Genomic DNA, 21,999 nt, shown 5'->3' on the forward strand with positions numbered 1-21,999 from the left:
GCACCCGACCCCACCAGCGCAAATGTGGCGACGACCGCGGCAACCGCACGCGTCCATCGCCAGCCCCTGGACTGAACTCCCATGTTCCTGCTTCCCCGTACGGAGGCAGGAACGATCACACATCCCCCTGCCCCGGATAGATGTATACCTGCTCATGTATAGTGCACCACTGACTCATAGCGCTAGTTCAGCTTTCTAGCATTCAATCTGTTGGTTAAGGTTGTCCATCGGTTGCCCGATGCGCATGCATGCATGCGATCATCGGATCATGCTCTCTCCGCGCGCCGCGCCGACGCCGCACCGTCGCCGCACCGTCATCACGCTCGTGGCCTGCGGGCTCGCTCTCGCCGTCGTCGGTGTGGTCTGGATGCTCTCGAACCAGGCGTCGCACTCGCGCCTGAGTGAGCCGGCCTGGCCCACGACGGGGACCTCCGCGCTCTCGATCGGCACGACCACTGTCGGCTCACCGGGGAGCGACGAAGCACGCCCGATCGCGAGCCTCACGAAGCTCGTCACCGCGCTCGTCGCCCTCGACGCCGCGCCGCTCGAACCCGATCAATCGGGGCCGTCGTTCTTGCTGACCGACGCCGACGCCGGCTACGCACTGGCGGAACAGGCCCGCGACGGCTCCAGCGTGGCCGTGCTCCCGGGACAGGTGCTCACCGAGCGTCAATTCCTCGAATACGTCCTCGTGGCGTCGTCCAACAACCACGCCACGTCGCTGGTCACCCACCTGTTCGGTGACGAGCAGGCCTATCTCGCGGCCGCACGTCGCTGGCTCGATGAACATCGGCTGTCGCACATCCAGATCGCCGACGCCTCTGGCATGTCGCCCGACAACCGCGCCTCCGCGCGCGACCTGATCACCCTCGGCCGTCTCGCCGCCGCCACCCCGGCGATCGCGGAGCTCGCCGCCCGCCCGATGACGATCTCACCGATCGGCGAGCCCCTTCCCAACACCAACGACCTCCTCGGCACACTCGGCATCACGGGCCTGAAGACGGGGCACACCACCGAAGCGGGGTATACGGCACTGTTCACGGCGCCCGTCGGAGGCGAGCAGCTCATCGGCGTCGTCCTCGGCGCACCGTCCGACACCCAGCGGACAACCGACGTCACCCGGCTCATCGCCCACGTGCGCGCACAACGCGCTGGATAGATTGGCCGCTTGAGCATGTTTACATGCTCAAGTGAGGGTGCCGCCGCGTTCAGGCTGGAGCGATGGCAGCGTCCAGCCCGCACGATACGTGGACGCCGTACGTGCGCGAGCTCGGCATCGCGCTCAGCCGCGCACGGGCGCGGCGCGGACTCTCGCAGGAGCGGGTCGCCGCCGCGGCCGGCCTCTCGGCGTTCACCTACCGCAAGCTGGAGAAGGGCGAGTCCAACCCGGGAACGCCCGCCAACCCGCGGCTTCGCACCCTCGTCTCCCTCGCCGAGGTGCTGGGCGTTCCCGTCGCAGCGCTCCTGCCTCCTGATCCGGATGGCGTCGCGCCAGGGCGGTGATTTCCCGCCCGGGCGCGGTCCGGGCCATGTCGTACCTCCGTGCTGGAATAGCCGTACCGACGTGCCCATCGGATCACCCCGAGGTCGCCCTCCGTGGCGACGCATGGAGGAGCCACGGCATGAGAGAACACGGCCCACGCGCAGCCGCCGCGCATGCCCCACCGTCGTGCGGCCATGACTGGTGCGCGACCGCGCACGGCACCACGACCCATCCCGACGACGAGGATCATCGAAGCCACGGCATCCTCGCTCCCGCGATCGTCCGCGCCAGGGAGTCTCGCTGGCTCGAGACCGAGGTGGAGATCGGGCTCCTCCGGCGCCGGCACGATGCCGAGTGCTGGCTCGTGATCGAGGACGGCGCCGACGTGCACCTGGAGGTCACCCTCGACACCGCGCGGGCCCTGGTTCGGACTGTGCTGCGCGACCCGGCACTGCGCGCGGCGCTCCACCGCCCCTCCTCCGAACCCCAGCCTTCATAAAGGAGACGATCAGTGATCGATCACAACCCTCACAGCGCCGGCGATGCATGCGACGACCCGGTCACCGCGCAGCTCAATGTGACGATCGACCGCGATCCTGCCCAGCAGGAGAGCCTCGACTGGGCCGACCTCTCGGCCTCACGGCTCGCGGTCCTCGACGACGAATAGTAGACCGACCAGATGCTCGAGCTCCCAGCGCCGCGCTCAGTTCACCTCGACGGTGCGCTCGCGGTCCCAGTCCTCGCTCCAGCCGAGCCGGTCGAAGAGCCGGTCGAGCACGAGGGCGGTGAAGCCCCAGACGAGGTGGTCCCGCCCGTTCGGCGACACGACGAAGCCCGGTCCGCGCCACGTCTGGCCGTCACGGCGGAACACCGTGGTGCGCCGATGCCCCGGGTCGAGCAGGTCCGCCACCGGAACCCGGAAGACCTCGACCGACTCGGCCAGGTCGACGGCCGCGACGACCGTGGGGCGGGTCCACCAGCCGAGCACCGGCGTGACGAGGTACCCCGAGACCGGGATGGGAACGGGGTCGAGCGGCCCGAGCACGTCCACACCGGCCGGGTCGAGCCCGGTCTCCTCCTGCGCCTCGCGCAGCGCCGCGGCGACCGCGCCGTCGTCGCCCGGGTCGACGCCTCCGCCCGGGAACGCGACCTGACCGGCGTGCGCGCGCAGCGTCTCGGCCCGCGCGAGCAACAGCACATCGAGGTCGCGCGAGACGGCGCGCGCCTGCGCCGCACGGTCGCTCGGGCGGTCATCGAGCACGCCGAACAGCACCAGCACGGCGGCGGCGCGAGCGGATGCCGCATCCACCGCCCCGCGTGCGATCGGCCACGGGCCGAGCGGCCCGCCGGCAGCCGCGAGTCGCTCCAGCTGCGCACGCGCGGACGCGGCATCCGGTCGGATCATCACCCGTCGAGGCTATCCCTCACTCACGACCCCCGGACGCGTAGACCGCAGAAGAGCAGCGCCCTACCCGAGGGCCGCGCGTACGTCCGTCTTCGAGAAGTCGTCGCCGACGAAGAGCAGTTCCTCATTCGAGGCGATCGCAAGGGCGTAGCTGTAGCAGTCTCCGAGATTGAGACGGGCGGGATGCCCGCTGCCGCGCCCGTAGTCGCGGTAGGCCTGCTGCGCGATCTGCGCTTGCTCGGCATCGAGAGGCGCCGTCTCGACGCCCCATTCCTTCAGCCTGCGGCCAACGATCGCGTGCAGCTCCGGACGCTTGTAGCGCACGAGCACGCCGGTGAGTTCTACGAGCGTCGCCGCCGATACAGCGAGACGCCGGGCGGCGGCGATCTTCGCCGCAATCCTCTCGGCATCCGCCTCTCCGTCGATCACGGCGACGATCGCCGACGTGTCGAGGATCATCGTGGCAGACCCCACTCGTCGTACATGTCGTCGTCGATCTGCTGTCGCGTCGGACCGCCGGATGCCAGCTCGCGAAGCTGAATCAGATCGCGAAGCACGCGTTCACGACGGGCATCGCTCTTCGTCAGCTCTCGCTCGAGCTTCTCTCGCACGGCCACTTCGAGCGCGCTGACCTGACTCGTGCCCAGCACGCCCGCCAGCTCACGGGTCAGTTCGAGCACCGTGGGATTCTTGATGCTGAGACTCATGGTGTAAGGATACCCCAAGGCATACACCTCGATACCCTCGCCGTCGGCGTTGCCGCTGCGGCGCTCCCCCCGACATCCACTCGACCTGGCAGTCGTTGACGCCCGGCGCGCATGCACGCGACCACAACTGCCAACCCGAGCAGCAGAAGCGCCCCGAGGTCAGAGCTTCTCGATCGGCGCGATCTTGATCAGGAGCTTCTTGGCTCCGACCTTGTCGAACCGCACGTGCGCGATGCGCTTCGCGCCCTCTCCGGTGACGGCATCCACGCGGCCCTCGCCGAAGTCGTCGTGACGGATGCGGTCGCCCGCGGCCAGCTCGAGATCGCCGTTGTCGCGCACCCTGGCCGGCACCCGGTTGGGGAACTGGGCGACGGGCCGGTCACGGCGCGGCAGCGGCACGAGGTCGTCGCCGTACCTCCTCGGCCCCGCGGCGCCGCCGAATCCGCCCGGCCGGCGGGCGTTGAGCGCGCGCGACTGCGTGCCGCCGCGCGAGTTGACATCTCCCGGCGACTGGCGCCACTGGATGAGCTCGGCGGGGATCTCCTGCAGGAAGCGGCTGGGCATGGCCACCGAGACCTCGCCGAACTGCGCGCGGGTCATCGCGAGCGACAGGTACAGGCGCTTGCGCGCCCGCGTGATGCCGACGTAGAACAGCCGCCGCTCCTCCTGCGGACCGCCCGGCTCCCCCGCCGAGATGCGGTGCGGGATGAGGTCCTCCTCGACACCGGTGACGAACACGGCGTCGTATTCGAGGCCTTTGGCGGTGTGCATCGTCATGAGCGAGACGGAGCCCGACGCGTCGTCGAGGTCGTCGGCATCCGACACGAGCGCGACCTCGGTGAGGAAGTCGAGGATCGTCCCGTCGGGGTTGTTCCGCGCGAACTCGCGCGTGACGGCGACCAGCTCGTCGAGGTTCTCCAGCCGCGCCTCGTCCTGCGGGTCCTTGCTGCGGCGGAGCGCGGCGAGGTAGCCGCTCTTGTTCAGCAGCACGACGAGCCCGTCGGCGACCGCGGTCGGCGGCGCCAGCTCTCCGGAACCCGGCAGCATGAGCTCGGATGCCTCGGCCAGCACCGCGTCGAGCTGCGCGATCGCCGCCTGGATCTTCGGCCCCACCCCGAGCGCCGACGCGTTCGCGAGCGCGGCGCGGAACGTGATGCCCTGATCGGCGGCGTAACGGGCGATCGCGGTCTCTGTGACCTCGCCGATGCCGCGGCGCGGCCGGTTGAGGATGCGCCGCACGGCCAGCTCGTCGGCCGGGTTGGCCACCGCGACGAGGTAGGCGAGAGCGTCTTTGATCTCGGCCCGCTCGTAGAATCTCGTGCCGCCCATGATCTTGTACGGCACCGCCGAGCGGATGAGGATCTCCTCCAGCGCGCGGGACTGCGAGTTCGTGCGGTAGAACACCGCCATCTGGCTGTAGTCGACACCGCTGCGGTGCAGCGCCCCGACCTCGTCGGCGACGAACTGGGCCTCGTCGTGCTGCGAGTAGCCGGTGAAGCCGACGATGGGCTCCCCCGCGCCGACATCGGTCCACAGCTTCTTGTCCTTGCGGTCGAAGTTGCCCGCGATGACGGCGTTCGCCGCCGACAGGATGTTCTGCGTCGACCGGTAGTTCTGCTCCAGCAGCACGACCTTCGCCCCCGGAAAATCGCGCTCGAACTCGGTGATGTTGCGGATGTCGGCACCGCGGAACGCATAGATCGACTGATCGGAGTCGCCGACGACGGTGAGGGATGCCGCATCCTCCGCGGCCGGCTCGGGCTCGAAGATCATCATGCCGCCGCTGGCGGCGATGGGCGCAGTCGCGCCCGGTGGACGGGTCAGCTCGCGAATGAGCGCGTACTGCGCGTGGTTGGTGTCCTGGTACTCGTCGACCAGGATGTGCCGGAAGCGCCGCCGGTACACGTCGGCGACCTGGGGGAACGCGCGGAACAGGTACACGGTCTGGGCGATGAGGTCGTCGAAGTCGAATGCGTTCGCCTTCTGCAGGGCGCGCTGGTAGTCGGCGAACAGCTCGACGAACATGCGCTCCGCGGGATCTGACAGGTTGGCCTGTCGGGCGTAGGACTCGGCATCGGCCAGCTCGTTCTTGAGCTTGGAGATGCGGCTCTGCACGCTCGCCGGGGTGAGCCCGAACGCGTCGGCCTCGTGCTCTTTGACGAGCCGCTTGACGAGCGCACGCGAGTCGCCGGAGTCGTAGATCGTGAAGTTCCTGGTGAACCCGAACTGCTCGGCCTCGCGGCGCAGGATCCGCACGCACGCGGAGTGGAACGTCGAGATCCACATGCCGCGCGCGCTGTCGCCGACCAGCTGCTGCACCCGCTCGCGCATCTCTCCCGCGGCCTTGTTCGTGAACGTGATCGCGAGGATCTGGCTCGGCCACGCCTCCCTCCTCCGCAGCAGCGACGCGATGCGGTGGGTGAGCACGCGGGTCTTGCCCGACCCTGCTCCCGCGACGATGAGCAGCGCCTGCCCGCGGTAGGTGACCGCCTCGCGCTGCGGCGGGTTCAGCCCCTCGAGCAGGTCGGCGTCGGGGCGCGCGGCCGGAATCGGCACGAGCGCAGGGGTGTCGGTCATGGCCCCCCAAGTCTAGGTCGACCCGCCGACACCGGCCCCCGGCATCCCCGCCCCCCGCCCCTTGCCCCGCGCGCCCGCCCGCACCCCTTGCCCGCCCGCACCCCTTGCCCCCGCGCGCCCGCCCGCCCTTCCCGCTGCGTGTTCGCCCTCACGAGCGCGCGAGTCACTGCCCAAACGCCGAGTCACTGCCCTGCAGCGCAGTGACTCGCGCACAAGGCAGTGACTCGGCAAGAAAAGTCAGTGCGAACGGCCGCATGCGGATCAGGTCACCGCACCAGCTCCAGGGCGATCTCGACCATGCCGTTGAACGCGGTCTGGCGCTCCAGCGGAGTGGTCTGGGCGTGGGTCAGCAGGTGGTCGCTGACGGTGAAGATGCCGAGCGCATCGACGCCCGCGGCCGCGGCGTTGGCGAACAGTCCCGCCGACTCCATCTCGACCGCGAGGATGCCGAGCCTGCGCCACGGGTCCAGCGCCGCGGCATCCGCGTTGTAGAACACATCCGACGACAGCACGTTGCCCACGTGCGTGCGCTGGCCGAGCGCGTCGGCGGCGCGCGCGGCGGCCTCCAGCAGCCGGAAGGACGACAGAGGTGCGAACGTGCCGCGCACGCCGAACTGCTGCACGTACGCCGAGTCGGTCGACGCGCCCTGCGCGAGCACGACGTCGTAGAGCTCCATGCCCTCCTGCAGCGCCCCGCAGCTGCCCACGCGGATGAGGTTCTTCACGCCGAAGAAGTGGATGAGCTCGTACGTGTACAGCGAGATGGACGGGATCCCCATGCCGGTGCCCATCACCGACACCGGGGCGCCGCGATACGTGCCAGTGAAGCCCAGCATGTTTCGCACCTCGTTGAACTGCCGTACGTCGTCGAGATACGTCTCGGCGATGAACTTCGCCCTGAGCGGGTCGCCGGGGAGCAGGATCGTCTCGGCGATCTCCACCCCCTTGGGGTCGATGTGCGCGGTGCTGCTGGTACTCATCGGGGACTCCGTGGGTTCGGGATGCCGGTCGTTCGAGCGATCGGCCTCGTGTCGGGGCGGTGGGGCTAGAACCCGAGCGCGGCGGTGACGTCTGCGCGGATGCGCTCGAGCCGTTCCGCGGCGGCGGCGCGCGGCACGACGCCGTCCTCGCAGGGAAGGACGACCTCGAGATAGCACTTGAGCTTCGGCTCGGTGCCCGACGGGCGCACGATGACGCGGTCGTCGGCCTCGGTGAGGTACAGCAGGCCGTCGGTCGGCCCCAGCTCGGGACTCCCCTTGGCGAGGTCGCGCGCCTCGACGACGGGGGATCCCGCGAGCGACGGGATGCCGTCGGCGCGCAGCCGCGCCATGCCGTCCGCGATGAGCGACAGGTCCGACACGCGGAAGCTCAGCGGCGCCGACGCGAAGAAGCCGTGTGCGCGCGCGAGGTCGTCGAGCAGGTCCTCGACGGTCTTCCCCTGGCTCTTGAGGTCATGCACGAGGGTCGCCACGCGGATCGCCGCGCCCACGCCGTCCTTGTCGTGCACGGCATCCGGGTCGGTGCAGTAGCCGATCGCCTCTTCGTAGCCGAATCGGATGCCGGGGGTCCGGGCGATCCACTTGAAGCCGGTCAGGGTGGCCGCGTGCTTCAGCCCGTGCGCCGCGGCGATGCGACTGAGCAGGCGCCCCGAGACGATCGAGTTGGCCAGCGCGTCGCCGGAGCGGCTGTCGTCGGCGGCGGCCTGCTCGCCGAGCACGGCGCCGATCTCGTCGCCGGTGAGCTGACGCCACGTGCCGTCGGTGAGCGGAACGGCCATCGAGCAGCGATCGGCGTCCGGGTCGAGCGCGATCACGACGTCGGCGTCGATGCGGCGGGCGAGCTCCAGCGCCAGGTCGATCGCGCCGGGCTCCTCCGGGTTGGGGAAGGCCACCGTCGGGAAGTCGGGGTCGGGCTCGGCCTGCTCGGGCACGAGGTGCACGTCGGCGAAGCCCGCCGCGTGCAGCGCCCGCTCGCACGTCGCGCCGCCCACGCCGTGCATCGGCGTGAGGACGATGCGGATGCCGGAGGGCTCGGTCGTGCCGCGCCGCGACGAGACCCGGTCGACGTACGCGTCGACGACCGCCTGGTCGACCTGCTGGATGCCCTCGGCCGAGCGCGGCACCTCGTCGGCGGGCGGGGCCGCCGCGATGCGGGCCGCGATCTCGGCATCCGCGGGGGGAACGATCTGGACGCCGCGACCGTCTTCGTCGGCGGCGCGGCCGCCCAGATACACCTTGTAGCCGTTGTCGGCGGGAGGGTTGTGCGAGGCGGTCACCATGATGCCGCACTCGCAGTCCAGCGCCCGCACAGTGTAGGCCGTGACGGGCGTCGGCAGCTTCTTAGGGAGGGCGAGCACCTCGGCGCCCGCCGCGGTCAGCACCTCGCACGCCGCATCCATGAACTCGTCGGATCCGTACCGCGCGTCGCAGCCGACGACGACCCGCGCGCCCGGGCCGATCGTGTCGGCGAGGTAGGCGGCGACACCCGCCGTCGCGCGGGTGACGACGGCGACGTTCATGCGCGACTCGCCGGCGCCGACGGCCGCTCTGAGGCCCGCCGTGCCGAACATCAGCGGACCGCTGAAGCGCGACGCGAGGTCTGCGAGCGCCGCCTCGTCGCCCTGCTCGGCGCGATCGGCGATCTCGGACAGCTCGGCCCGGGTCGCGGCATCCGGGTCGTGCGCGATCCACTCACGTGCCTGCGCGATGACGTCGGCCATGGCGCTCACCCCTCGAATCCGGCGAGGATCGCCGCCGACGAGGAGAGCCCCAGGCGAGTGGCGCCCGCGGCGATCATCGCGCGCGCGGCCTCGGCGTCGCGGATGCCGCCGGACGCCTTGACGCCCAGCCGGCCGCCGACGGTGCGGGCCATGAGCTCGACCGCGTGGACGCTCGCGCCCCCCGCGGGGTGGAAGCCGGTCGAGGTCTTCACGAAGTCGGCGCCGGCGGCCTCGGATGCCTTGCAGCAGCCGACGATCTGGTCGTCGGTGAGCGCGGCCGACTCGATGATGACCTTCAGCACGACCGGGGCCGGACACGCCTCGCGCACCGCGCGGATCTCGGCCTCGACGGCGTCGTAGTCGCCGGTGACCGCGCCTGCGAGGTTGATGACCATGTCGACCTCGTCGGCACCGCGGGCGACCGAGTCGGCCGCCTCGGCGGCCTTGATCCGGGGCTGGTGGGCACCCGAGGGGAAGCCGCACACCGTGGCCACGAGAAGCCCCTCCGGCGTCTCGACCGGGAGCATGCTGGGCGAGACGCACACGGAGTAGACGCCCAGTTCGGCACCCTCCGCGATCAGGGCCCGCACGTCGTCGGCCGTGGCCGAGGGCTTGAGCAGCGTGTGGTCGATCATCGCCGCGACATCGTTCCGGTCCATCGCATCCTTCTTCGCAGACGGGGTGGAACCGAACCGCGGCGTGCGGGCTGCGTCGGCCACCGGTGAACAACCGTTTCCTCAGCGGGAACGTCGTGCCCACACTACCCGGCGCCGCACCGCAGCTCGAGGGACCGCTCGGTCTGATGACCCGCGGCCCGAACCGCGACACAATGGACGCGTGCGCACGCTGCTGAACCTCATCTGGCTGATCCTCGCGGGCTTCTGGCTCTTCCTCGGGTACCTGGGCGCAGGGATCGTGCTGTGCATCCTGATCATCACGATCCCGTGGGGCATCGCCTCCTTCCGCATCGGCGTCTACGCGCTGTGGCCGTTCGGCCGCACGATCGTGGACAAGCCCACGGCCGGCACGATGTCGTTCCTCGGCAACGTGATCTGGGTGATCCTGGCCGGGTGGTGGCTGGCGCTCGGACACATCGCCTCGGGCATCGCGCTGTGCGTCACGATCATCGGCATCCCCCTCGGCATCGCCGACTTCAAGATGGTGCCGATCTCCCTCATGCCCCTCGGCAAGGACATCGTCCCCACCGGCGGCGCCTTCGACGCCGCGCGGCGCTGAGCCCCCGGCATCCGCCCGAGCCCCTGCCCCTGCCCCTGCCCGCCCGCGCCCCTGCCCCTGCCCGCCCGCCCGGGCCCCTGCCCGCGCGCACGAACTTCGGAGTCTCACGCGAACTTCGGAGGATTTCGGCGAAATCCTCCGAAGTCGGTGCGACTCTCCGCAGTTCGTGGGGGCCCAGAAGCGCACCCCGCGCCGTCACCGGGCGACACATCCCGAAACCACAGGTCATACACAGCCCACGAGTCGGATGCCGGGGCTAGCGTGAAGTCATCGCGGCGATCCGGGCGGTCCCGGGCACCGGCTCATACCCGGGAGCGTTGCGGGTTCGACTCCCGCCGTCGCGTCCACTCCCCGGGCCCTCCCGGCGCGCCGGGCCCTCCCGGCGCCGCCCCGTGCGGCGCGACGCCCCGTGCGGCGCGCTCGCCCCGTGCGGCACGCTCGCCCCCCTCTCCGCCGAGACTGCACTGGTGCGCCGAGACTGCATGCCCAGCCTGCAGTCTCGGTGCACGGTTGCAGTCTCGCGGGTGTGGAGGGGCGAGCGGGGGCGACGGGCGAACGCTCAGGCGATGCGGGTGCCCGGCGGCGGGGTGCGCGCGGGTGTGCGGGTGCGCGCCCAGCCGCCCCAGAGGAGCCCCGCCGCGACGACCACCTGGATCCCGAGACCGACGAACCAGCTCGGCACGGTCTCGGCGACGACCTCGGCGGGAGTGCGCGGCTCCTCGGACACCGGATCGCACTCGTCCCACGCCGTCTCCAGCGGCGGCGGCAGCTGCGCGTAGCGCACGCCGGCCTTCAGCTGACCGAACAGGTCGATCGGGTTGCCGTGCTCGTCGTACTGCGTCGGGGTCGCGTCGGCGAGGATGACGAACGGGTTGGCGGCCAGCATCCACCACACGCGGTCGAAACGCGGCACGCGGTACGTGCTCGTCTCCCACTGCCCGCAGAGCATCAGCTGCGGCTCGTCCCAGCAGTCCGCCGAGCCGTCGCGGCAGAGCGGCGCCCCCGTGTCGGGGTCGTACTCCGCCATGCGGTTCTTGGCGACGACCTCGCTGGTCGCGCTCGCCCCGCCCAGCCCGAAGGCGATCACCGTACCGACCACGAATGCCGCGACGACGAGATACGTCGTCGCCACCGAGAACAGCGGGCGGGCGAGGATGCCGCTGAGCCCGACCCCGATGCCGGCCACCACGCCGATCTCCACGACGAGCACGACGATCGACACCAGCACCGTCCCGACCTGCACGCCGCCGCCGAGCATCGCCACCAGCAGGAACGGCACGGCCACCACGACGAACGCGAGCCCGGTGATCCACGCCGCGAGGAGCTTTCCGAGCAGGATCTCGCCGGTCGTGGCGAGGGTCACCTGCACCGGGGCGAGGGTCGCGGCATCCCGATCCCCGTTGATCGAGTTGCCGCTGAGGGTGGGCGAGACCAGCACCGCCAGCAGCAGCGTCAGGTAGACGACGGTCGAGTACACCCCCGGCCCGCGGTCGTCGATGTACCCGAAGGAGAGGAAGGCGAGCACGGTGACCACGATCAGCAGCAGCGCGAACACGCCCAGCAGCACGTACCACGACACGGTGCGCACGCGTTGGGTCAGCTCGAGGCGAGCGATCGTCCAGAGCCGGTCCGGGTTCATCGCGGGCCCCCCTCGAGGTCGAGGAACGTGTGTTCGAGCAGGCCCGTCGCCGCGGAGAACTCGACCACGGGAAGGCCCGCGCGCACGAGCGCGGCCAGTGCCGTGGCCGCCGCCGCATCGGAGGCGAACGACAGCAGCAGCTCCCGTCGATCGACGCGCACGTCCGCGGGCGGCACGCCGAGAGCGGATGCCACGTCCGCCGCCGCCGCGTCCGGCTCCCGATCCGCGATCCTGATGCGCCACACGCGCTCGCGCCCGGCCGCGGCCGCGACGCGGTCGGCGCTCACGGTCGCACCCGCGACGAGGAACACGGCGTCGTCGACCACCTCCTCCAGTTCGGCGAGGATGTGGCTGGAGATGAGGATCGTGCGCCCCTCGCCGGCGAGCCGGCGCAGCAGCACCCGCAGGTCGACGCGCGCCTGCGGGTCGAGGCCGGAGGCCGGCTCGTCCAGCAGCAGCACCCGGGGGTCGTGCACGAGCGCGCGGGCGAGCCCGAGTCGCTGCTTCTGCCCCCGCGACAGCACGCGCGCGGGCGCGTCGGCGAGGTCGTCGAGGCCGACCGACTGCAGCAGCACCGCGGCCCGGGCCCGCGCGGACTCCTTGTCGAGCCCGTAGAGCCGCCCGGTCGTGACGATCGTCTCGCGGGCCGTGAGCGAGGGCCAGGCACCGAGCGCGTCGGGCATCCACCCCAGGCGCGCGCGGGCGCCGGCGGGATCGACGACCGGATCGATGCCGTCGACGCGCAGCTCACCGGCATCCGGTGCGAGCAACGAGGCGAGCATGAGCAGCAGCGTGGTCTTGCCCGAGCCGTTCGGACCGATCAGGCCCGTGACCGCGCCGGGCCGGGCGTCCAGGCTCACATCGCGCACGGCGTGCACGTTCCCGAACGAGCGGCGGACGTTGCGGGCGCTGATGCCGGACATGCCTCCAACCTAGGCGGCATCCGCCCGACATTGTTCTTAAGAAAGGCGCCGTCGGGAACGCCGTTCGGCTAACGTGCACCGGGTTCGCCCACCGAGAGACGAGACATGCACGCACAGCCCGACACCCGCCGCCCCTCCGCCCTCCGCAAGGTCATCGCCTCGGCGGCGATGGGACAGTTCGTGGAGTGGTACGACTTCGTGATCTACGCCTATTCCGCGGCGATCATCGCGAAGCTTTTCTTCCCGAACGACGATCCGGTCGCCAGCGTGCTGTCGGTGTTCGGCGTATACGCGGTCGGCTTCCTGATGCGGCCGCTGGGCGGCATCTTCTTCGGCCTGATCGGCGACCGCATCGGGCGCCGCCGCCTGCTGGTGATCGTCATCCTGACGATGGGCCTGGCGACCATGGCGATCGGCGTGCTGCCGACCTATGCGCAGGTCGGCGTCCTCGCTCCGATCCTGCTCGTCGCGTGTCGCATGGTGCAGGGGTTCTCGGCGGCCGGCGAGACGGTCGGCTCGAACGCCTTCGTGGCCGAGCACGCACCGCCGCGGCGTCGCGGGCTCTACGTGAGCTTCACCTACTCGTTCTCCACGGTGCCCTCGGTCGTCGCGGCCCTGTTCGTGCTGCTGCTGACCACCGTGCTCCCCGCCGAGACCTACGAGTCCTGGGGCTGGCGGATCGCGTTCCTCGCCGGCGGCCCGATGGCCCTCATCGGCCTCTACATCCGCACCAAGGTGGACGAGTCGCCGGTCTTCGAGGCCGCGCAGGCTGCCAAGAAGGCGCGCGCGGCCACCGGTGCCGGCACGCGCACGTCGACCCGGAGCTCGGTGGCCCGCGTGCTCGCGCTCGCCGCGCTGTCGAGCCTGGCCTTCTACACGCTGAGCGGGTACTTCGTCACGTTCCTCACGACCGGGGCGAACCTGCCCAGCGGCGACGCGCTGCTGAGCAACGGCATCGCCCTCGTGTTCGCGTTCGTCAGCTTCTGGGTCGGCGGCGCCCTGTCCGACCGGTTCGGCCGGCGCCCGGTGCTGATCGGGGCCATCATCGCCACGATCGTGCTCTACCTGCCGGCGCTGTCGCTGGCCGGGGTCGGAACCTTCTGGGCGGCCCTGGGCGGACAGATCGTCATCGCGCTCGTGTTCGGCGTGTACTGGGGCGCGTTCGGCATCACGGTGATCGAGCTCTTCCCCACCCGCAACCGCCTGAGCGGCGCGACCATCAGCTGGAACGTGGCCTACACGATCTTCGGGGGGACCGCGCCGCTCCTGTCGACCTGGCTGATCCAGCAGACCGGCTCCCTGATCGCGCCGGGCATCTACATGATCTCGATCGCGGTGATCGTGCTGCTGATCGTGTGGCGGATGCCGGAGACCGCCGGCTCGGATCTGCTCCACGCCGACGACCGCGCTCCCGAGGAGCTCGCGAGCGCCTGACCGCCCGCCGCGTCACCTGCGGAAGAGCGACACCCCCAGGTCGGGGTGGTCGACGAACACCCCGTCGACACCGGCATCCGCGATGATGCGCCACTCGTCCTCATAGCGCCCCCACGCGCTCTTCGGACCGAGGCGGCGGAACTCGGGCAGCAGGAACATGTTCTCCGGGCGGCAGGTCCACGTGTAGACGCGCAGCCCGCGCTCGTGCGCGTCGGTCACGACGCGCGACGGACCGGTCGCGCGGCCGAGCCGGTCGGGGGCGAGGATCATGCGCTTGTCGAGGCTGATCCCGTCCATGCGGCCGGCCAGCGCGTCAAGACCCGCGGGCGAGGCGAACCAGGCGTACGACGGACCGTCGTCGCCCAGATCGTGCGGGTGCCCCGCCGCCTCCAGCAGGAACACGAACGACGCGCGGATGCCGTCATCGCGCACCCGGTCGAGCACGGTGGGCTCGAAGGACTCGATCACGAGCGACGGGTCGCCATCCCATCCGCTCTCGCGCAGCTGCGCGGCCACGAGCGCGGCGAGGTCGAAACCGAGGGCAGTGAACAGGCTCGCATGCTTGAGCTCCACCACGACGCCGATCTCGCGGCCCTGCTCGATCGAGGCCGTGCGCACGAGGTCGAGCACGTCCCGCAGCCGCAGCGGCGGCTCGTCGCCGTCGAACGCGGCGCTGGAGGGTCGCACGTGCGGCAGCCGCTCACGGCAGCGCAGCGTGGCCAGCTCGGCCCACGTGAAGTCCTCCGTGAACCAGCCGGTCGTCGAGGCCCCGTCGACGGTCTTCGTCGCGCGGCGTCCCGCGAACTCGGGCCGGTCCGCCACGTCGGTCGTGGAGCCGATCTCGTTCTCGTGCCGCACCACCAGCACGCCGTCGGCGCTGACGACCACGTCGGGCTCGACCGCGTCCACGCCGAGGGCGAGGGCGAGCGCGTACGACGAGCGGGTGTGCTCCGGGCGGTACCCCGGCGCGCCGCGGTGACCGATCACGAGAGGATGCCGCCGCCGCATTCATCTAGGCTACCGGCCGTTTTCTTGGCGCTCTCCCAGCGGCGCCCACCTCCTGCGGGGGCAGATCCGTTACTCTGGGACACACAGCACCGCGCTGTGCATCGACTTTGGAGTGTGATAGCTCATGGCCGCGGGTAATTTCGCGTTCAACAACCCGGCGTTCCAGGAACGACGACCGGGCTTGACCCCGCCCCCTGCGCAGCAGGCGGGCACCCAGACCCAGTACGCGACGACGGCCCACCAGGGCATCGACGCCGCGACGAGCGCGCAGCTGGAGGGCATGTACGCCGCTCCCCCGGCCGGCTCGATCGACACCGGGCGCATGACCGTCGAGGACACCGTCCACAAGACGCTCGCCCTGTTCGCGGTCCTGGTCGTCACAGCCGCGGTCGGCTGGCTGTGGACGATGTCGACGGTCGCCACCGCCGGGGCGCCGACGATGATGCCGTGGATCATCGGCATGATCGGCGGCTTCGGCCTCGCGATGGCCGTCACCTTCACCTCGCGCAAGAAGGTGCGCCCGGGGCTCATCCTCGGCTACGCGGCGTTCGAGGGCCTGTTCGTCGGCGGCATCTCGGGCTTCTTCGAGTTCATCTGGCCGGGGGTGGTCATCCAGGCCGTCCTCGCGACCCTCGCCGTGGTCGGGGCGACCCTGGCGCTGTTCGCCAACGGCAAGGTGCGCGTCAGCGCCCGCGCGAACAAGATCTTCATGGTCGCGATCGTCGGCTACATGATCTTCGGTCTGCTGAACCTCGTGCTCATGTGGACCGGTGTCGCACCCGGCGCGTTCGGCCTCTACAGCCAGACGTTCATGGGCATCCCGCTGGGTCTGGTCATCGGCGTGGTCGTGGTCATCATGGCCGCCTACTCGCTCGTGCAGGACTTCGACCTGGTCCAGCAGGGCGTGCGCAACGGCGCGCCGCGCGAGATGGGCTGGATCGGCGGCTTCGGCATCATGGTCACGGTGGTGTGGCTGTACGTCGAGATCCTGCGGATCCTCGCGATCCTGCGCGGCGACAACTGACCTCAGCGCCTCCCGAAGGGGCCGTCCGGCATCGCGCCGGGCGGCCCCTTCGTCCCCGCGACGCCCGGCATCGCCCTTCTTCCGGCGAGACGTGACGTCGCGTTACGGGCTGATCGCGTTTCGCGATGATCTTTGTGAAGGTGGGTCAACCGCACGGTTCGTGCACCGTCCACACGGACGCTGCCGCCCCAGACCCCAGGCTCGGAGAATCATCATGCCCACCCTTCTCATCGTCGCTCTCGTCGGGCTTTTCGGTCAGCTGGTCGACGGCAGCCTCGGCATGGCGTTCGGCGTCACCGCGACCACGTTCCTCATCGCCTTGACGACGATGTCCCCCGCCGTCATCAGCGCGACCATCCACCTGGCGGAGATCGGCACGAGCTTCGTCTCCGGCCTGTCGCATTGGCGCTTCGGCAACGTGGACTGGAAGGTCGTCGCCCGGATCGGCATCCCCGGCGCCATCGGCGCGTTCCTCGGTGCGACAGTGATCTCGAACCTCTCCACCGACTTCGCGAAGCCGCTGATGTCGACGATCCTCCTGCTCCTGGGCGTCTACGTGCTGGTCAGGTTCACCTTCCGCGGCATCGACACGAAGAATCTCGGCAAGCCGCTGAAGTCCCGGTTCCTGTCCCCGCTCGGGGTGTTCGCCGGCTTCATCGACGCCACCGGTGGCGGCGGGTGGGGGCCGGTGGGCACACCGGCGCTGCTCGCCTCCGGTCGCATGGAGCCGCGCAAGGTGGTCGGCACCATCGACACGTCCGAGTTCCTCATCGCGCTCGCGGCTTCCATCGGGTTCCTGGCCAACCTCGGCGGCGAGGGCATCGACTTCGCGTATGCGGGCTTCATCCTCCTGGGCGGCGCCATCGCCGCACCGTTCGCGGCCTACATCGTGAGGCACCTGCCCCCGCGGCTGCTGGGTGCGACCGTCGGCGGTCTGATCATCTTCACGAACGTTCGGACGCTGATCGGGTCGAGCGTGCTCGACTTCGGCCCCACCGCGACGTGGGTCGCCTACGCGGTGGTCATCGCGATCTGGGTCGGGGCGTTCGTCTACTCGTTCCGCGAGTGGCGACTGGAGGCGAACCTGGAGTCCGCCGACGCGATCAGCGAGCTCGCCAAGCGGAATGCCGCCGCAGCGCACGGCGGGACCGTGGTCTGACCTCGGATCGGTCGCAGCTCGGCCGCGTGCCCCGTCGGGCACGCGGCCGGCGTCACTCCCACTCGATGGTGCCGGGAGGCTTCGAGGTCACATCGAGCACGACGCGGTTGACGTCGCGCACCTCGTTGGTGATGCGGTTCGAGATGCGTGCCAGCGCGTCGTAGGGCAGCCGGGTCCAGTCCGCGGTCATGGCGTCTTCGCTGGAGACCGGCCGCAGAACGATCGGATGCCCGTACGTGCGGCCGTCGCCCTGCACGCCCACCGAGCGCACCTCGGCCAGCAGCACGACCGGGCACTGCCAGATCTCGGCATCCAGGCCCGCCCTGGTCAGCTCGTCGCGGGCGATGGCGTCGGCCTCGCGCAGGATCTCCAGGCGATCGGCGGTGACGGCGCCGACGATGCGGATGCCGAGTCCCGGACCCGGAAAGGGCTGACGCCCGACGATCGCCTCCGGCAGCCCGAGCTGGCGCCCGATCGCGCGCACCTCGTCTTTGAAGAGTGTGCGCAGCGGCTCGACGAGCTCGAACTGCAGGTCGTCGGGGAGCCCGCCGACGTTGTGGTGGCTCTTGATGTTCGCCGTTCCCGCTCCGCCGCCGGATTCCACGACGTCGGGGTAGAGCGTCCCCTGCACGAGGAAGCGGATCGGCTCGCCGCCCGCCGCCGCCTCGGCCACCAGGTCGCGCTCGGCCGCCTCGAAGGTGCGGATGAACTCGCGGCCGATGATCTTGCGCTTCTGCTCGGGGTCGCTCACGCCGGCGAGCGCGGTGAGGAACTGCTCGCGCGCGTCGATCGTGACGAGGCGGATGCCGGTGGCGGCGACGTAGTCGTGCTCGACCTGCTCCCGCTCGCCCTTGCGCAGCAGGCCGTGGTCGACGAACACGCACACGAGCTGGTCGCCCACGGCCTCGTGGACCAGGGCCGCGGCGACGGCGGAGTCGACCCCGCCGGAGAGCCCGCAGATCACGCGCGCGGAGCCGACCTGCTCGCGGATGCGGGCGACCTGCTCGGCGATGACGTTGCCGCTGTTCCAGTCGGCGGGAAGGCCCGCAGCACCGTGCAGGAAGTTCTCGATGACCCGCTGCCCGTAGTCCGAGTGCTTCACCTCGGGGTGCCACTGCACCCCGTAGAAGCACCTCTCGGAGTCGCCGAACGCCGCGACCGGCGTCGCGGCGGTCGCCGCGAGCACCTCGAACCCCTCGGGGGCGCGGGAGACCTGGTCGCCGTGGCTCATCCAGACGGTCTGCGCGTCCGGCTGCCCGCCCAGCAGCACGCCGCCGTCGCCGGTGATCGCGGCATCCGTCGCCCCGTACTCGCGCAGCCCGGTGTTGGCGACCTCGCCGCCCAGCTGCTGGGCCATCACCTGGAAGCCGTAGCAGATGCCCAGGGTCGGCACGCCGAGCCCGAGCACTCCGGGATCGAGCGTGGGAGCGCCCGGCTCGTACACCGACGACGGACCGCCGGAGAGGATGATCGCGACCGGCTGCTTCGCCGCGATGTCGGCGGCGGAGGCGGTGTGCGGCACGATCTCGCTGTAGACGCCGGCCTCGCGCACGCGCCGCGCGATGAGCTGCGCGTACTGCGCGCCGAAGTCGACCACCAGGACGGGTCGCTGGGCGGTCTCGGTCTGGGTGGTCACCGGGCGGCCTCCGGGGCGGCGTGGACGGATGCCGCGGCCTCGCGCTGCGCGAGATACGCCCGCACCTCGCGGCCGACGCGGGCCTCCATGATGAACGACAGGAACGGGACGATGCCGCCGAGGGCCAGGAGCAGGAAGCGCGGGAATCCCCAGCGCATGAGGCTCCACACCCGGAAGCAGGCGAAGAGGTATACGACGTAGAACCAGCCGTGGGCGACGAGGATGCCGAGCGACAGGTTGGCCCCGTCGCCGGTGGACTCGGTGCCGTGCGGGCCCTCGACGACGGGCGCGAACCACAGCGGGCCGCCCGATCCGCCGGCGAACAGCTCGTAGCCGAGACCGTATTTGACCCACATCTCAGCGCACAGCAGCAGCAGCATGGTGCCGGTGATCACCGAGGCGATCTGGTAGAACCGCAGGGCCCCGCGGATCGCCGGAAACGAGGCGAGCTTGGGCTGGGGCATGGCGTCCAGTCTAGTCGGCGGGCCGCGTGCAAGAATCGGCCGGTAGGCGACATATCCCCCTCGAGCGGACCGGCGGGCCGCCGAGAGGAGCGCCATGAACCGGGACGGAGCATGGTTCACGGCCGAGGTCGCAACGCACCTTGACGCGGTCTACCGCTACTTCGTCCGCCGTTCACCGCGGCAGGACCTCGGCCGGCGACGCGGATGCTGGTGCGACCCCGACGTGGACTCCGCCGACCGGCCCTCCGGAACCGCCGGCGGCCGGTTCCGCCATCCCCTGGCACATCGGCGAGCACACCATCGTCTCGGTGCGGCTCGGGCTGACGACGGTCGCGGGACACGGTTACCAGCGCTACGTCGTGCCGGCGTACGAGTTCACCGACAGCACCGGCAACACGTGGAGCATGATCGCGCTGGACGAGTCCGGTCTCGACCTGACCGCGCCGTCGTTCGGCATCGCCGTGTGGTGACCGCGCCCGCGCCCACACCCACCTAACATCCGCGAGACTCCAGCCGTGCACCGAGACTGCATGCCCAGCGTGCTGTCTCGGTGCACCGGTGAAGTCTCGCGGGGACGGGCGGGTCACGCCGGGCCGGGGGCGGCGGCCTCCAGGTCCTCGACCTCCCGGGTCCAGGCGTCGCGCGCGAGCCGGTACCACATGTAGAACGCGAAGCCTGCGAACACCGCCCACTCGAGGGCGTAGAAGATGTTGAGCCAGTTGACGCCCGAGCCCTCGTCGGGCGGCGGCGAGTGGATGGCCGTCAACCCGCCGAAGGGCTCCGCCGACGTGAGGTACGGACGGTACACGTCCAACCCCGCGATATCGTGCCAGCGGCTCAGGAGCATCGCCGGCGACATGCGGGTCAGCTCGGTCACCGGCCCGCCCCGAGGCGGCATCGCCGGGCCCTCGTCCGAGATCACGCGACCGGTGAGGGTCACCTCCTGCGGCGGGTCGGCGTCGAGAGCGGATGCCGCGGCATCCGCCTGCGCGCGGTCGTCGGTCCAGCCGACCGCGACGGCGAGAGAGGTCGGTGTCTCGGTGCCGGCCACCCGGAACTGCCCGGTCACCCAATAGCCCTGCACTCCGTCGTTGAAGCGCGACGAGACCACGAGGAAGTCGCCCGGCACGAACGAGCCCGCGACCTCGACCTTCTGCCCCACGAGGGGCCCCGCGAGGTATTCGCCCGGGGCGACGACGTCGGCGATCGGACGCACCGTCTCGGTCGCGCCCGGCGGCGCGGCCGACGTGTCGACCGCACGGCTGAGCTGCCACTGCCCGAGCCACGCGAACAGCGCCGCGACGGCGAGCGCGAACACGAGCATCCCGAGCCACCACGGCCGCAGCATGACCTCGCGCAGGGTCGGCGGGAAGACCTCGGGACCGGTCGAGCTCATCTCAGCCGGCGGTGTACGGGGCGACGACGACCTCGACGCGCTGGAACTCCTTGAGGTCGGAGTACCCGGTCGTCGCCATCGACTTGCGCAGCGCCCCGATCAGATTCGCGGTGCCGTCGGCGACCGGCGCGGGCCCGTACAGCACCGCGTCGAGGTCGGCCACCCGCTCGACCGCGACCCGGCGGCCGCGCGGGAGCTCGGCGTGGTGCGCCTCCGGTCCCCAGTGGTAGCCGCCGCCGGGGGCGTCGGTCGCCCGGGCGAGCGCGACGCCGAGCATGACGGCATCCGCCCCCATCGCGAGCGCCTTGACGATGTCGCCCGATGTGCCCACACCGCCGTCGGCGATGACGTGCACGTAGCGGCCGCCCGACTCGTCGAGGTAGTCGCGACGGGCGCCGGCGACGTCGGCGACGGCTGTCGCCATCGGAGCGTGGACACCGAGGGTCGCCCTGGTGGTGGATGCCGCGCCCCCGCCGAACCCGACGAGCACACCGGCCGCGCCGGTGCGCATGAGGTGGAGGGCAGCGGTGTAGGTCGCCGCGCCCCCGACGATCACCGGCACGTCGAGGTCGTAGATGAACTTCTTGAGGTTCAGCGGCCGGTCGACGCTGGAGACGTGCTCGGCCGAGACCGTGGTGCCGCGGATCACGAACACGTCGACGCCGGCGGCCACGACCGTCTCGTAGAGCTCCTGGGTGCGCTGCGGGGTGAGGGCGCCCGCGACGGTGACCCCCGCCGCGCGGATCTCGGCGAGCCGTTCGCGCACGAGCTCGGGCTTGATCGGCTCGGCGTAGAGCTCCTGCATCCGTCGCGTCGCCTCGCCGTCGGCGAGCGAGGAGATCTCGGCCAGCAGCGCCTCGGGGTCGTCGTAGCGCGTCCACAGGCCCTCCAGGTCGAGCACGCCGAGGCCGCCGAGCCGGCCGAGCGCGATCGCCGTGCGCGGGCTCATCACGGAGTCCATCGGAGCGCCCAGGACCGGGATCTGGAACTGGAAGGCGTCGATCGACCAGGCCGTCGAGACGTCCTCGGGGTTGCGCGTGCGCCGCGAGGGGACGACCGCGATGTCGTCGAACGCATACGCCCGGCGGGCGCGCTTGGCGCGGCCGAGCTCGATCTCCATGGTCACGCGCTCCAGCCTACCCGGGTCGTCCGCGGGCCTCCGGGGTCCCGTGCGTGGCCCCGGCAACGG

Annotated in this window: 23 protein-coding genes and 1 tRNA gene; 10 read left to right on the forward strand and 14 right to left on the reverse strand. The window is 71.0% G+C overall.

Annotated features, from left to right (window positions below; all coding sequences use genetic code 11):
- Positions 1–268: 268 nt before the first annotated feature.
- From QM641_RS05485 to QM641_RS05500, 4 genes are all read left to right on the forward strand, one after another.
- A complete protein-coding gene (locus QM641_RS05485) occupies positions 269–1,159 on the forward strand; it encodes a D-alanyl-D-alanine carboxypeptidase family protein (protein WP_415114256.1) in 891 nt (296 codons plus the stop codon).
- A gap of 62 nt (positions 1,160–1,221) precedes the next feature.
- Positions 1,222–1,503 (forward strand): helix-turn-helix domain-containing protein, encoded by a 282-nt coding sequence (locus QM641_RS05490; protein ID WP_415114258.1) that lies wholly within the window; start codon positions 1,222–1,224, stop codon positions 1,501–1,503.
- 119 nt (positions 1,504–1,622) lie between these two features.
- Positions 1,623–1,982: a hypothetical protein gene (locus QM641_RS05495; protein WP_415114260.1), complete on the forward strand. Its 360-nt coding sequence runs from the start codon at positions 1,623–1,625 to the stop codon at positions 1,980–1,982.
- Between the two features lie 12 nt (positions 1,983–1,994).
- Positions 1,995–2,150, forward strand: coding sequence for a hypothetical protein (locus tag QM641_RS05500; protein WP_415114262.1), 156 nt, complete (start codon positions 1,995–1,997; stop codon positions 2,148–2,150).
- 36 nt (positions 2,151–2,186) lie between these two features.
- Here the strand turns inward: QM641_RS05500 and QM641_RS05505 are convergent, their stop codons facing one another.
- From QM641_RS05505 to deoC, 7 genes are all read right to left on the reverse strand, one after another.
- A complete protein-coding gene (locus tag QM641_RS05505) occupies positions 2,187–2,888 on the reverse strand; it encodes an NUDIX hydrolase (RefSeq protein WP_415114317.1) in 702 nt (233 codons plus the stop codon).
- A gap of 63 nt (positions 2,889–2,951) precedes the next feature.
- The gene (locus tag QM641_RS05510) at positions 2,952–3,347 is read right to left on the reverse strand and encodes a type II toxin-antitoxin system VapC family toxin (protein ID WP_415114264.1); all 396 of its coding nucleotides are present in this window, start codon (positions 3,345–3,347) and stop codon (positions 2,952–2,954) included.
- A complete protein-coding gene (locus QM641_RS05515; protein ID WP_415114266.1) occupies positions 3,344–3,595 on the reverse strand; it encodes a type II toxin-antitoxin system VapB family antitoxin in 252 nt (83 codons plus the stop codon). The genes QM641_RS05510 and QM641_RS05515 overlap by 4 nt, the downstream gene beginning before the upstream one ends.
- A gap of 159 nt (positions 3,596–3,754) precedes the next feature.
- Positions 3,755–6,172: an ATP-dependent helicase gene (locus QM641_RS05520; RefSeq protein ID WP_415114268.1), complete on the reverse strand. Its 2,418-nt coding sequence runs from the start codon at positions 6,170–6,172 to the stop codon at positions 3,755–3,757.
- A 266-nt stretch (positions 6,173–6,438) separates the two neighbouring features.
- Positions 6,439–7,152, reverse strand: a complete 714-nt coding sequence (gene deoD / locus QM641_RS05525; protein WP_415114270.1) for a purine-nucleoside phosphorylase — start codon at positions 7,150–7,152, stop codon at positions 6,439–6,441.
- Positions 7,153–7,217: 65 nt separating this feature from the next.
- A complete protein-coding gene (locus QM641_RS05530; RefSeq protein WP_415114272.1) occupies positions 7,218–8,891 on the reverse strand; it encodes a phospho-sugar mutase in 1,674 nt (557 codons plus the stop codon).
- 5 nt (positions 8,892–8,896) lie between these two features.
- Positions 8,897–9,550, reverse strand: a complete 654-nt coding sequence (gene deoC / locus QM641_RS05535; RefSeq protein WP_415114274.1) for a deoxyribose-phosphate aldolase — start codon at positions 9,548–9,550, stop codon at positions 8,897–8,899.
- A gap of 178 nt (positions 9,551–9,728) precedes the next feature.
- Between deoC and QM641_RS05540 the strand changes: the two genes are divergently transcribed.
- Together QM641_RS05540 and QM641_RS05545 are read left to right on the forward strand one after the other, a co-directional pair.
- Entirely contained in the window at positions 9,729–10,127 is a 399-nt protein-coding gene (locus tag QM641_RS05540) for a YccF domain-containing protein (RefSeq protein WP_415114276.1), read from the forward strand.
- A 271-nt stretch (positions 10,128–10,398) separates the two neighbouring features.
- Positions 10,399–10,474 (forward strand) — tRNA-Met (locus QM641_RS05545).
- A 212-nt stretch (positions 10,475–10,686) separates the two neighbouring features.
- On the opposite strand, the gene QM641_RS05550 is transcribed toward QM641_RS05545, so the two are convergent.
- Entirely contained in the window at positions 10,687–11,766 is a 1,080-nt protein-coding gene (locus QM641_RS05550; protein ID WP_415114278.1) for an ABC transporter permease, read from the reverse strand.
- Positions 11,763–12,689 carry an ABC transporter ATP-binding protein gene (locus QM641_RS05555; protein ID WP_415114281.1) on the reverse strand — a complete coding sequence of 309 codons (927 nt, stop codon included), beginning with the start codon at positions 12,687–12,689 and terminating at the stop codon, positions 11,763–11,765. The genes QM641_RS05550 and QM641_RS05555 overlap by 4 nt, the downstream gene beginning before the upstream one ends.
- Before the next feature lie 105 nt (positions 12,690–12,794).
- Between QM641_RS05555 and QM641_RS05560 the strand changes: the two genes are divergently transcribed.
- A complete protein-coding gene (locus QM641_RS05560) occupies positions 12,795–14,123 on the forward strand; it encodes an MFS transporter (RefSeq protein WP_415114283.1) in 1,329 nt (442 codons plus the stop codon).
- A gap of 12 nt (positions 14,124–14,135) precedes the next feature.
- Here the strand turns inward: QM641_RS05560 and QM641_RS05565 are convergent, their stop codons facing one another.
- The gene (locus QM641_RS05565) at positions 14,136–15,131 is read right to left on the reverse strand and encodes a glycerophosphodiester phosphodiesterase family protein (RefSeq protein ID WP_415114285.1); all 996 of its coding nucleotides are present in this window, start codon (positions 15,129–15,131) and stop codon (positions 14,136–14,138) included.
- Between the two features lie 124 nt (positions 15,132–15,255).
- On the opposite strand from QM641_RS05565, the gene QM641_RS05570 reads away from it, so the two are divergent.
- Both QM641_RS05570 and QM641_RS05575 read left to right on the forward strand, forming a co-directional pair.
- On the forward strand, positions 15,256–16,155 hold the full coding sequence (locus QM641_RS05570; protein ID WP_415114287.1) for a Bax inhibitor-1/YccA family membrane protein: 900 nt from the start codon (positions 15,256–15,258) through the stop codon (positions 16,153–16,155).
- Between the two features lie 214 nt (positions 16,156–16,369).
- Complete coding sequence (locus QM641_RS05575) at positions 16,370–17,314, forward strand: sulfite exporter TauE/SafE family protein (RefSeq protein ID WP_415114289.1); 945 nt, start codon at positions 16,370–16,372, stop codon at positions 17,312–17,314.
- 52 nt (positions 17,315–17,366) lie between these two features.
- Here the strand turns inward: QM641_RS05575 and guaA are convergent, their stop codons facing one another.
- Together guaA and QM641_RS05585 are read right to left on the reverse strand one after the other, a co-directional pair.
- The gene (guaA, locus tag QM641_RS05580; protein ID WP_415114291.1) at positions 17,367–18,950 is read right to left on the reverse strand and encodes a glutamine-hydrolyzing GMP synthase; all 1,584 of its coding nucleotides are present in this window, start codon (positions 18,948–18,950) and stop codon (positions 17,367–17,369) included.
- Positions 18,947–19,414, reverse strand: a complete 468-nt coding sequence (locus tag QM641_RS05585) for a DUF3817 domain-containing protein (protein ID WP_415114293.1) — start codon at positions 19,412–19,414, stop codon at positions 18,947–18,949. The genes guaA and QM641_RS05585 overlap by 4 nt, the downstream gene beginning before the upstream one ends.
- Before the next feature lie 308 nt (positions 19,415–19,722).
- Between QM641_RS05585 and QM641_RS05590 the strand changes: the two genes are divergently transcribed.
- The gene (locus tag QM641_RS05590) at positions 19,723–19,884 is read left to right on the forward strand and encodes a hypothetical protein (protein ID WP_415114295.1); all 162 of its coding nucleotides are present in this window, start codon (positions 19,723–19,725) and stop codon (positions 19,882–19,884) included.
- A gap of 113 nt (positions 19,885–19,997) precedes the next feature.
- Here the strand turns inward: QM641_RS05590 and QM641_RS05595 are convergent, their stop codons facing one another.
- Entirely contained in the window at positions 19,998–20,810 is an 813-nt protein-coding gene (locus QM641_RS05595) for an SURF1 family cytochrome oxidase biogenesis protein (protein ID WP_415114297.1), read from the reverse strand.
- A 1-nt stretch (position 20,811) separates the two neighbouring features.
- Positions 20,812–21,930 (reverse strand): GuaB3 family IMP dehydrogenase-related protein, encoded by a 1,119-nt coding sequence (locus QM641_RS05600; protein WP_415114319.1) that lies wholly within the window; start codon positions 21,928–21,930, stop codon positions 20,812–20,814.
- Positions 21,931–21,999: the final 69 nt, after the last annotated feature.

The sequence above is a fragment of the Microbacterium sp. genome, from assembly GCF_047605725.1.
Taxonomy (GTDB): domain Bacteria; phylum Actinomycetota; class Actinomycetes; order Actinomycetales; family Microbacteriaceae; genus Microbacterium.

Coding starts and splice junctions, on each gene's coding strand:
- QM641_RS05570 (WP_415114287.1), top strand. CDS start 15,256: ATGGCCGCGGGTAATTTCGCGTTCAACAACCCGGCGTTCCAGGAACGA.
- QM641_RS05550 (WP_415114278.1), bottom strand. CDS start 11,766: ATGAACCCGGACCGGCTCTGGACGATCGCTCGCCTCGAGCTGACCCAA.
- QM641_RS05505 (WP_415114317.1), bottom strand. CDS start 2,888: ATGATCCGACCGGATGCCGCGTCCGCGCGTGCGCAGCTGGAGCGACTC.
- QM641_RS05555 (WP_415114281.1), bottom strand. CDS start 12,689: ATGTCCGGCATCAGCGCCCGCAACGTCCGCCGCTCGTTCGGGAACGTG.
- QM641_RS05585 (WP_415114293.1), bottom strand. CDS start 19,414: ATGCCCCAGCCCAAGCTCGCCTCGTTTCCGGCGATCCGCGGGGCCCTG.
- QM641_RS05575 (WP_415114289.1), top strand. CDS start 16,370: ATGCCCACCCTTCTCATCGTCGCTCTCGTCGGGCTTTTCGGTCAGCTG.
- QM641_RS05515 (WP_415114266.1), bottom strand. CDS start 3,595: ATGAGTCTCAGCATCAAGAATCCCACGGTGCTCGAACTGACCCGTGAG.
- deoC (WP_415114274.1), bottom strand. CDS start 9,550: ATGGACCGGAACGATGTCGCGGCGATGATCGACCACACGCTGCTCAAG.
- deoD (WP_415114270.1), bottom strand. CDS start 7,152: ATGAGTACCAGCAGCACCGCGCACATCGACCCCAAGGGGGTGGAGATC.
- QM641_RS05495 (WP_415114260.1), top strand. CDS start 1,623: ATGAGAGAACACGGCCCACGCGCAGCCGCCGCGCATGCCCCACCGTCG.
- QM641_RS05600 (WP_415114319.1), bottom strand. CDS start 21,930: ATGGAGATCGAGCTCGGCCGCGCCAAGCGCGCCCGCCGGGCGTATGCG.
- QM641_RS05490 (WP_415114258.1), top strand. CDS start 1,222: ATGGCAGCGTCCAGCCCGCACGATACGTGGACGCCGTACGTGCGCGAG.
- QM641_RS05595 (WP_415114297.1), bottom strand. CDS start 20,810: ATGAGCTCGACCGGTCCCGAGGTCTTCCCGCCGACCCTGCGCGAGGTC.
- QM641_RS05565 (WP_415114285.1), bottom strand. CDS start 15,131: ATGCGGCGGCGGCATCCTCTCGTGATCGGTCACCGCGGCGCGCCGGGG.
- QM641_RS05530 (WP_415114272.1), bottom strand. CDS start 8,891: ATGGCCGACGTCATCGCGCAGGCACGTGAGTGGATCGCGCACGACCCG.
- QM641_RS05560 (WP_415114283.1), top strand. CDS start 12,795: ATGCACGCACAGCCCGACACCCGCCGCCCCTCCGCCCTCCGCAAGGTC.
- QM641_RS05485 (WP_415114256.1), top strand. CDS start 269: ATGCTCTCTCCGCGCGCCGCGCCGACGCCGCACCGTCGCCGCACCGTC.
- QM641_RS05510 (WP_415114264.1), bottom strand. CDS start 3,347: ATGATCCTCGACACGTCGGCGATCGTCGCCGTGATCGACGGAGAGGCG.
- QM641_RS05520 (WP_415114268.1), bottom strand. CDS start 6,172: ATGACCGACACCCCTGCGCTCGTGCCGATTCCGGCCGCGCGCCCCGAC.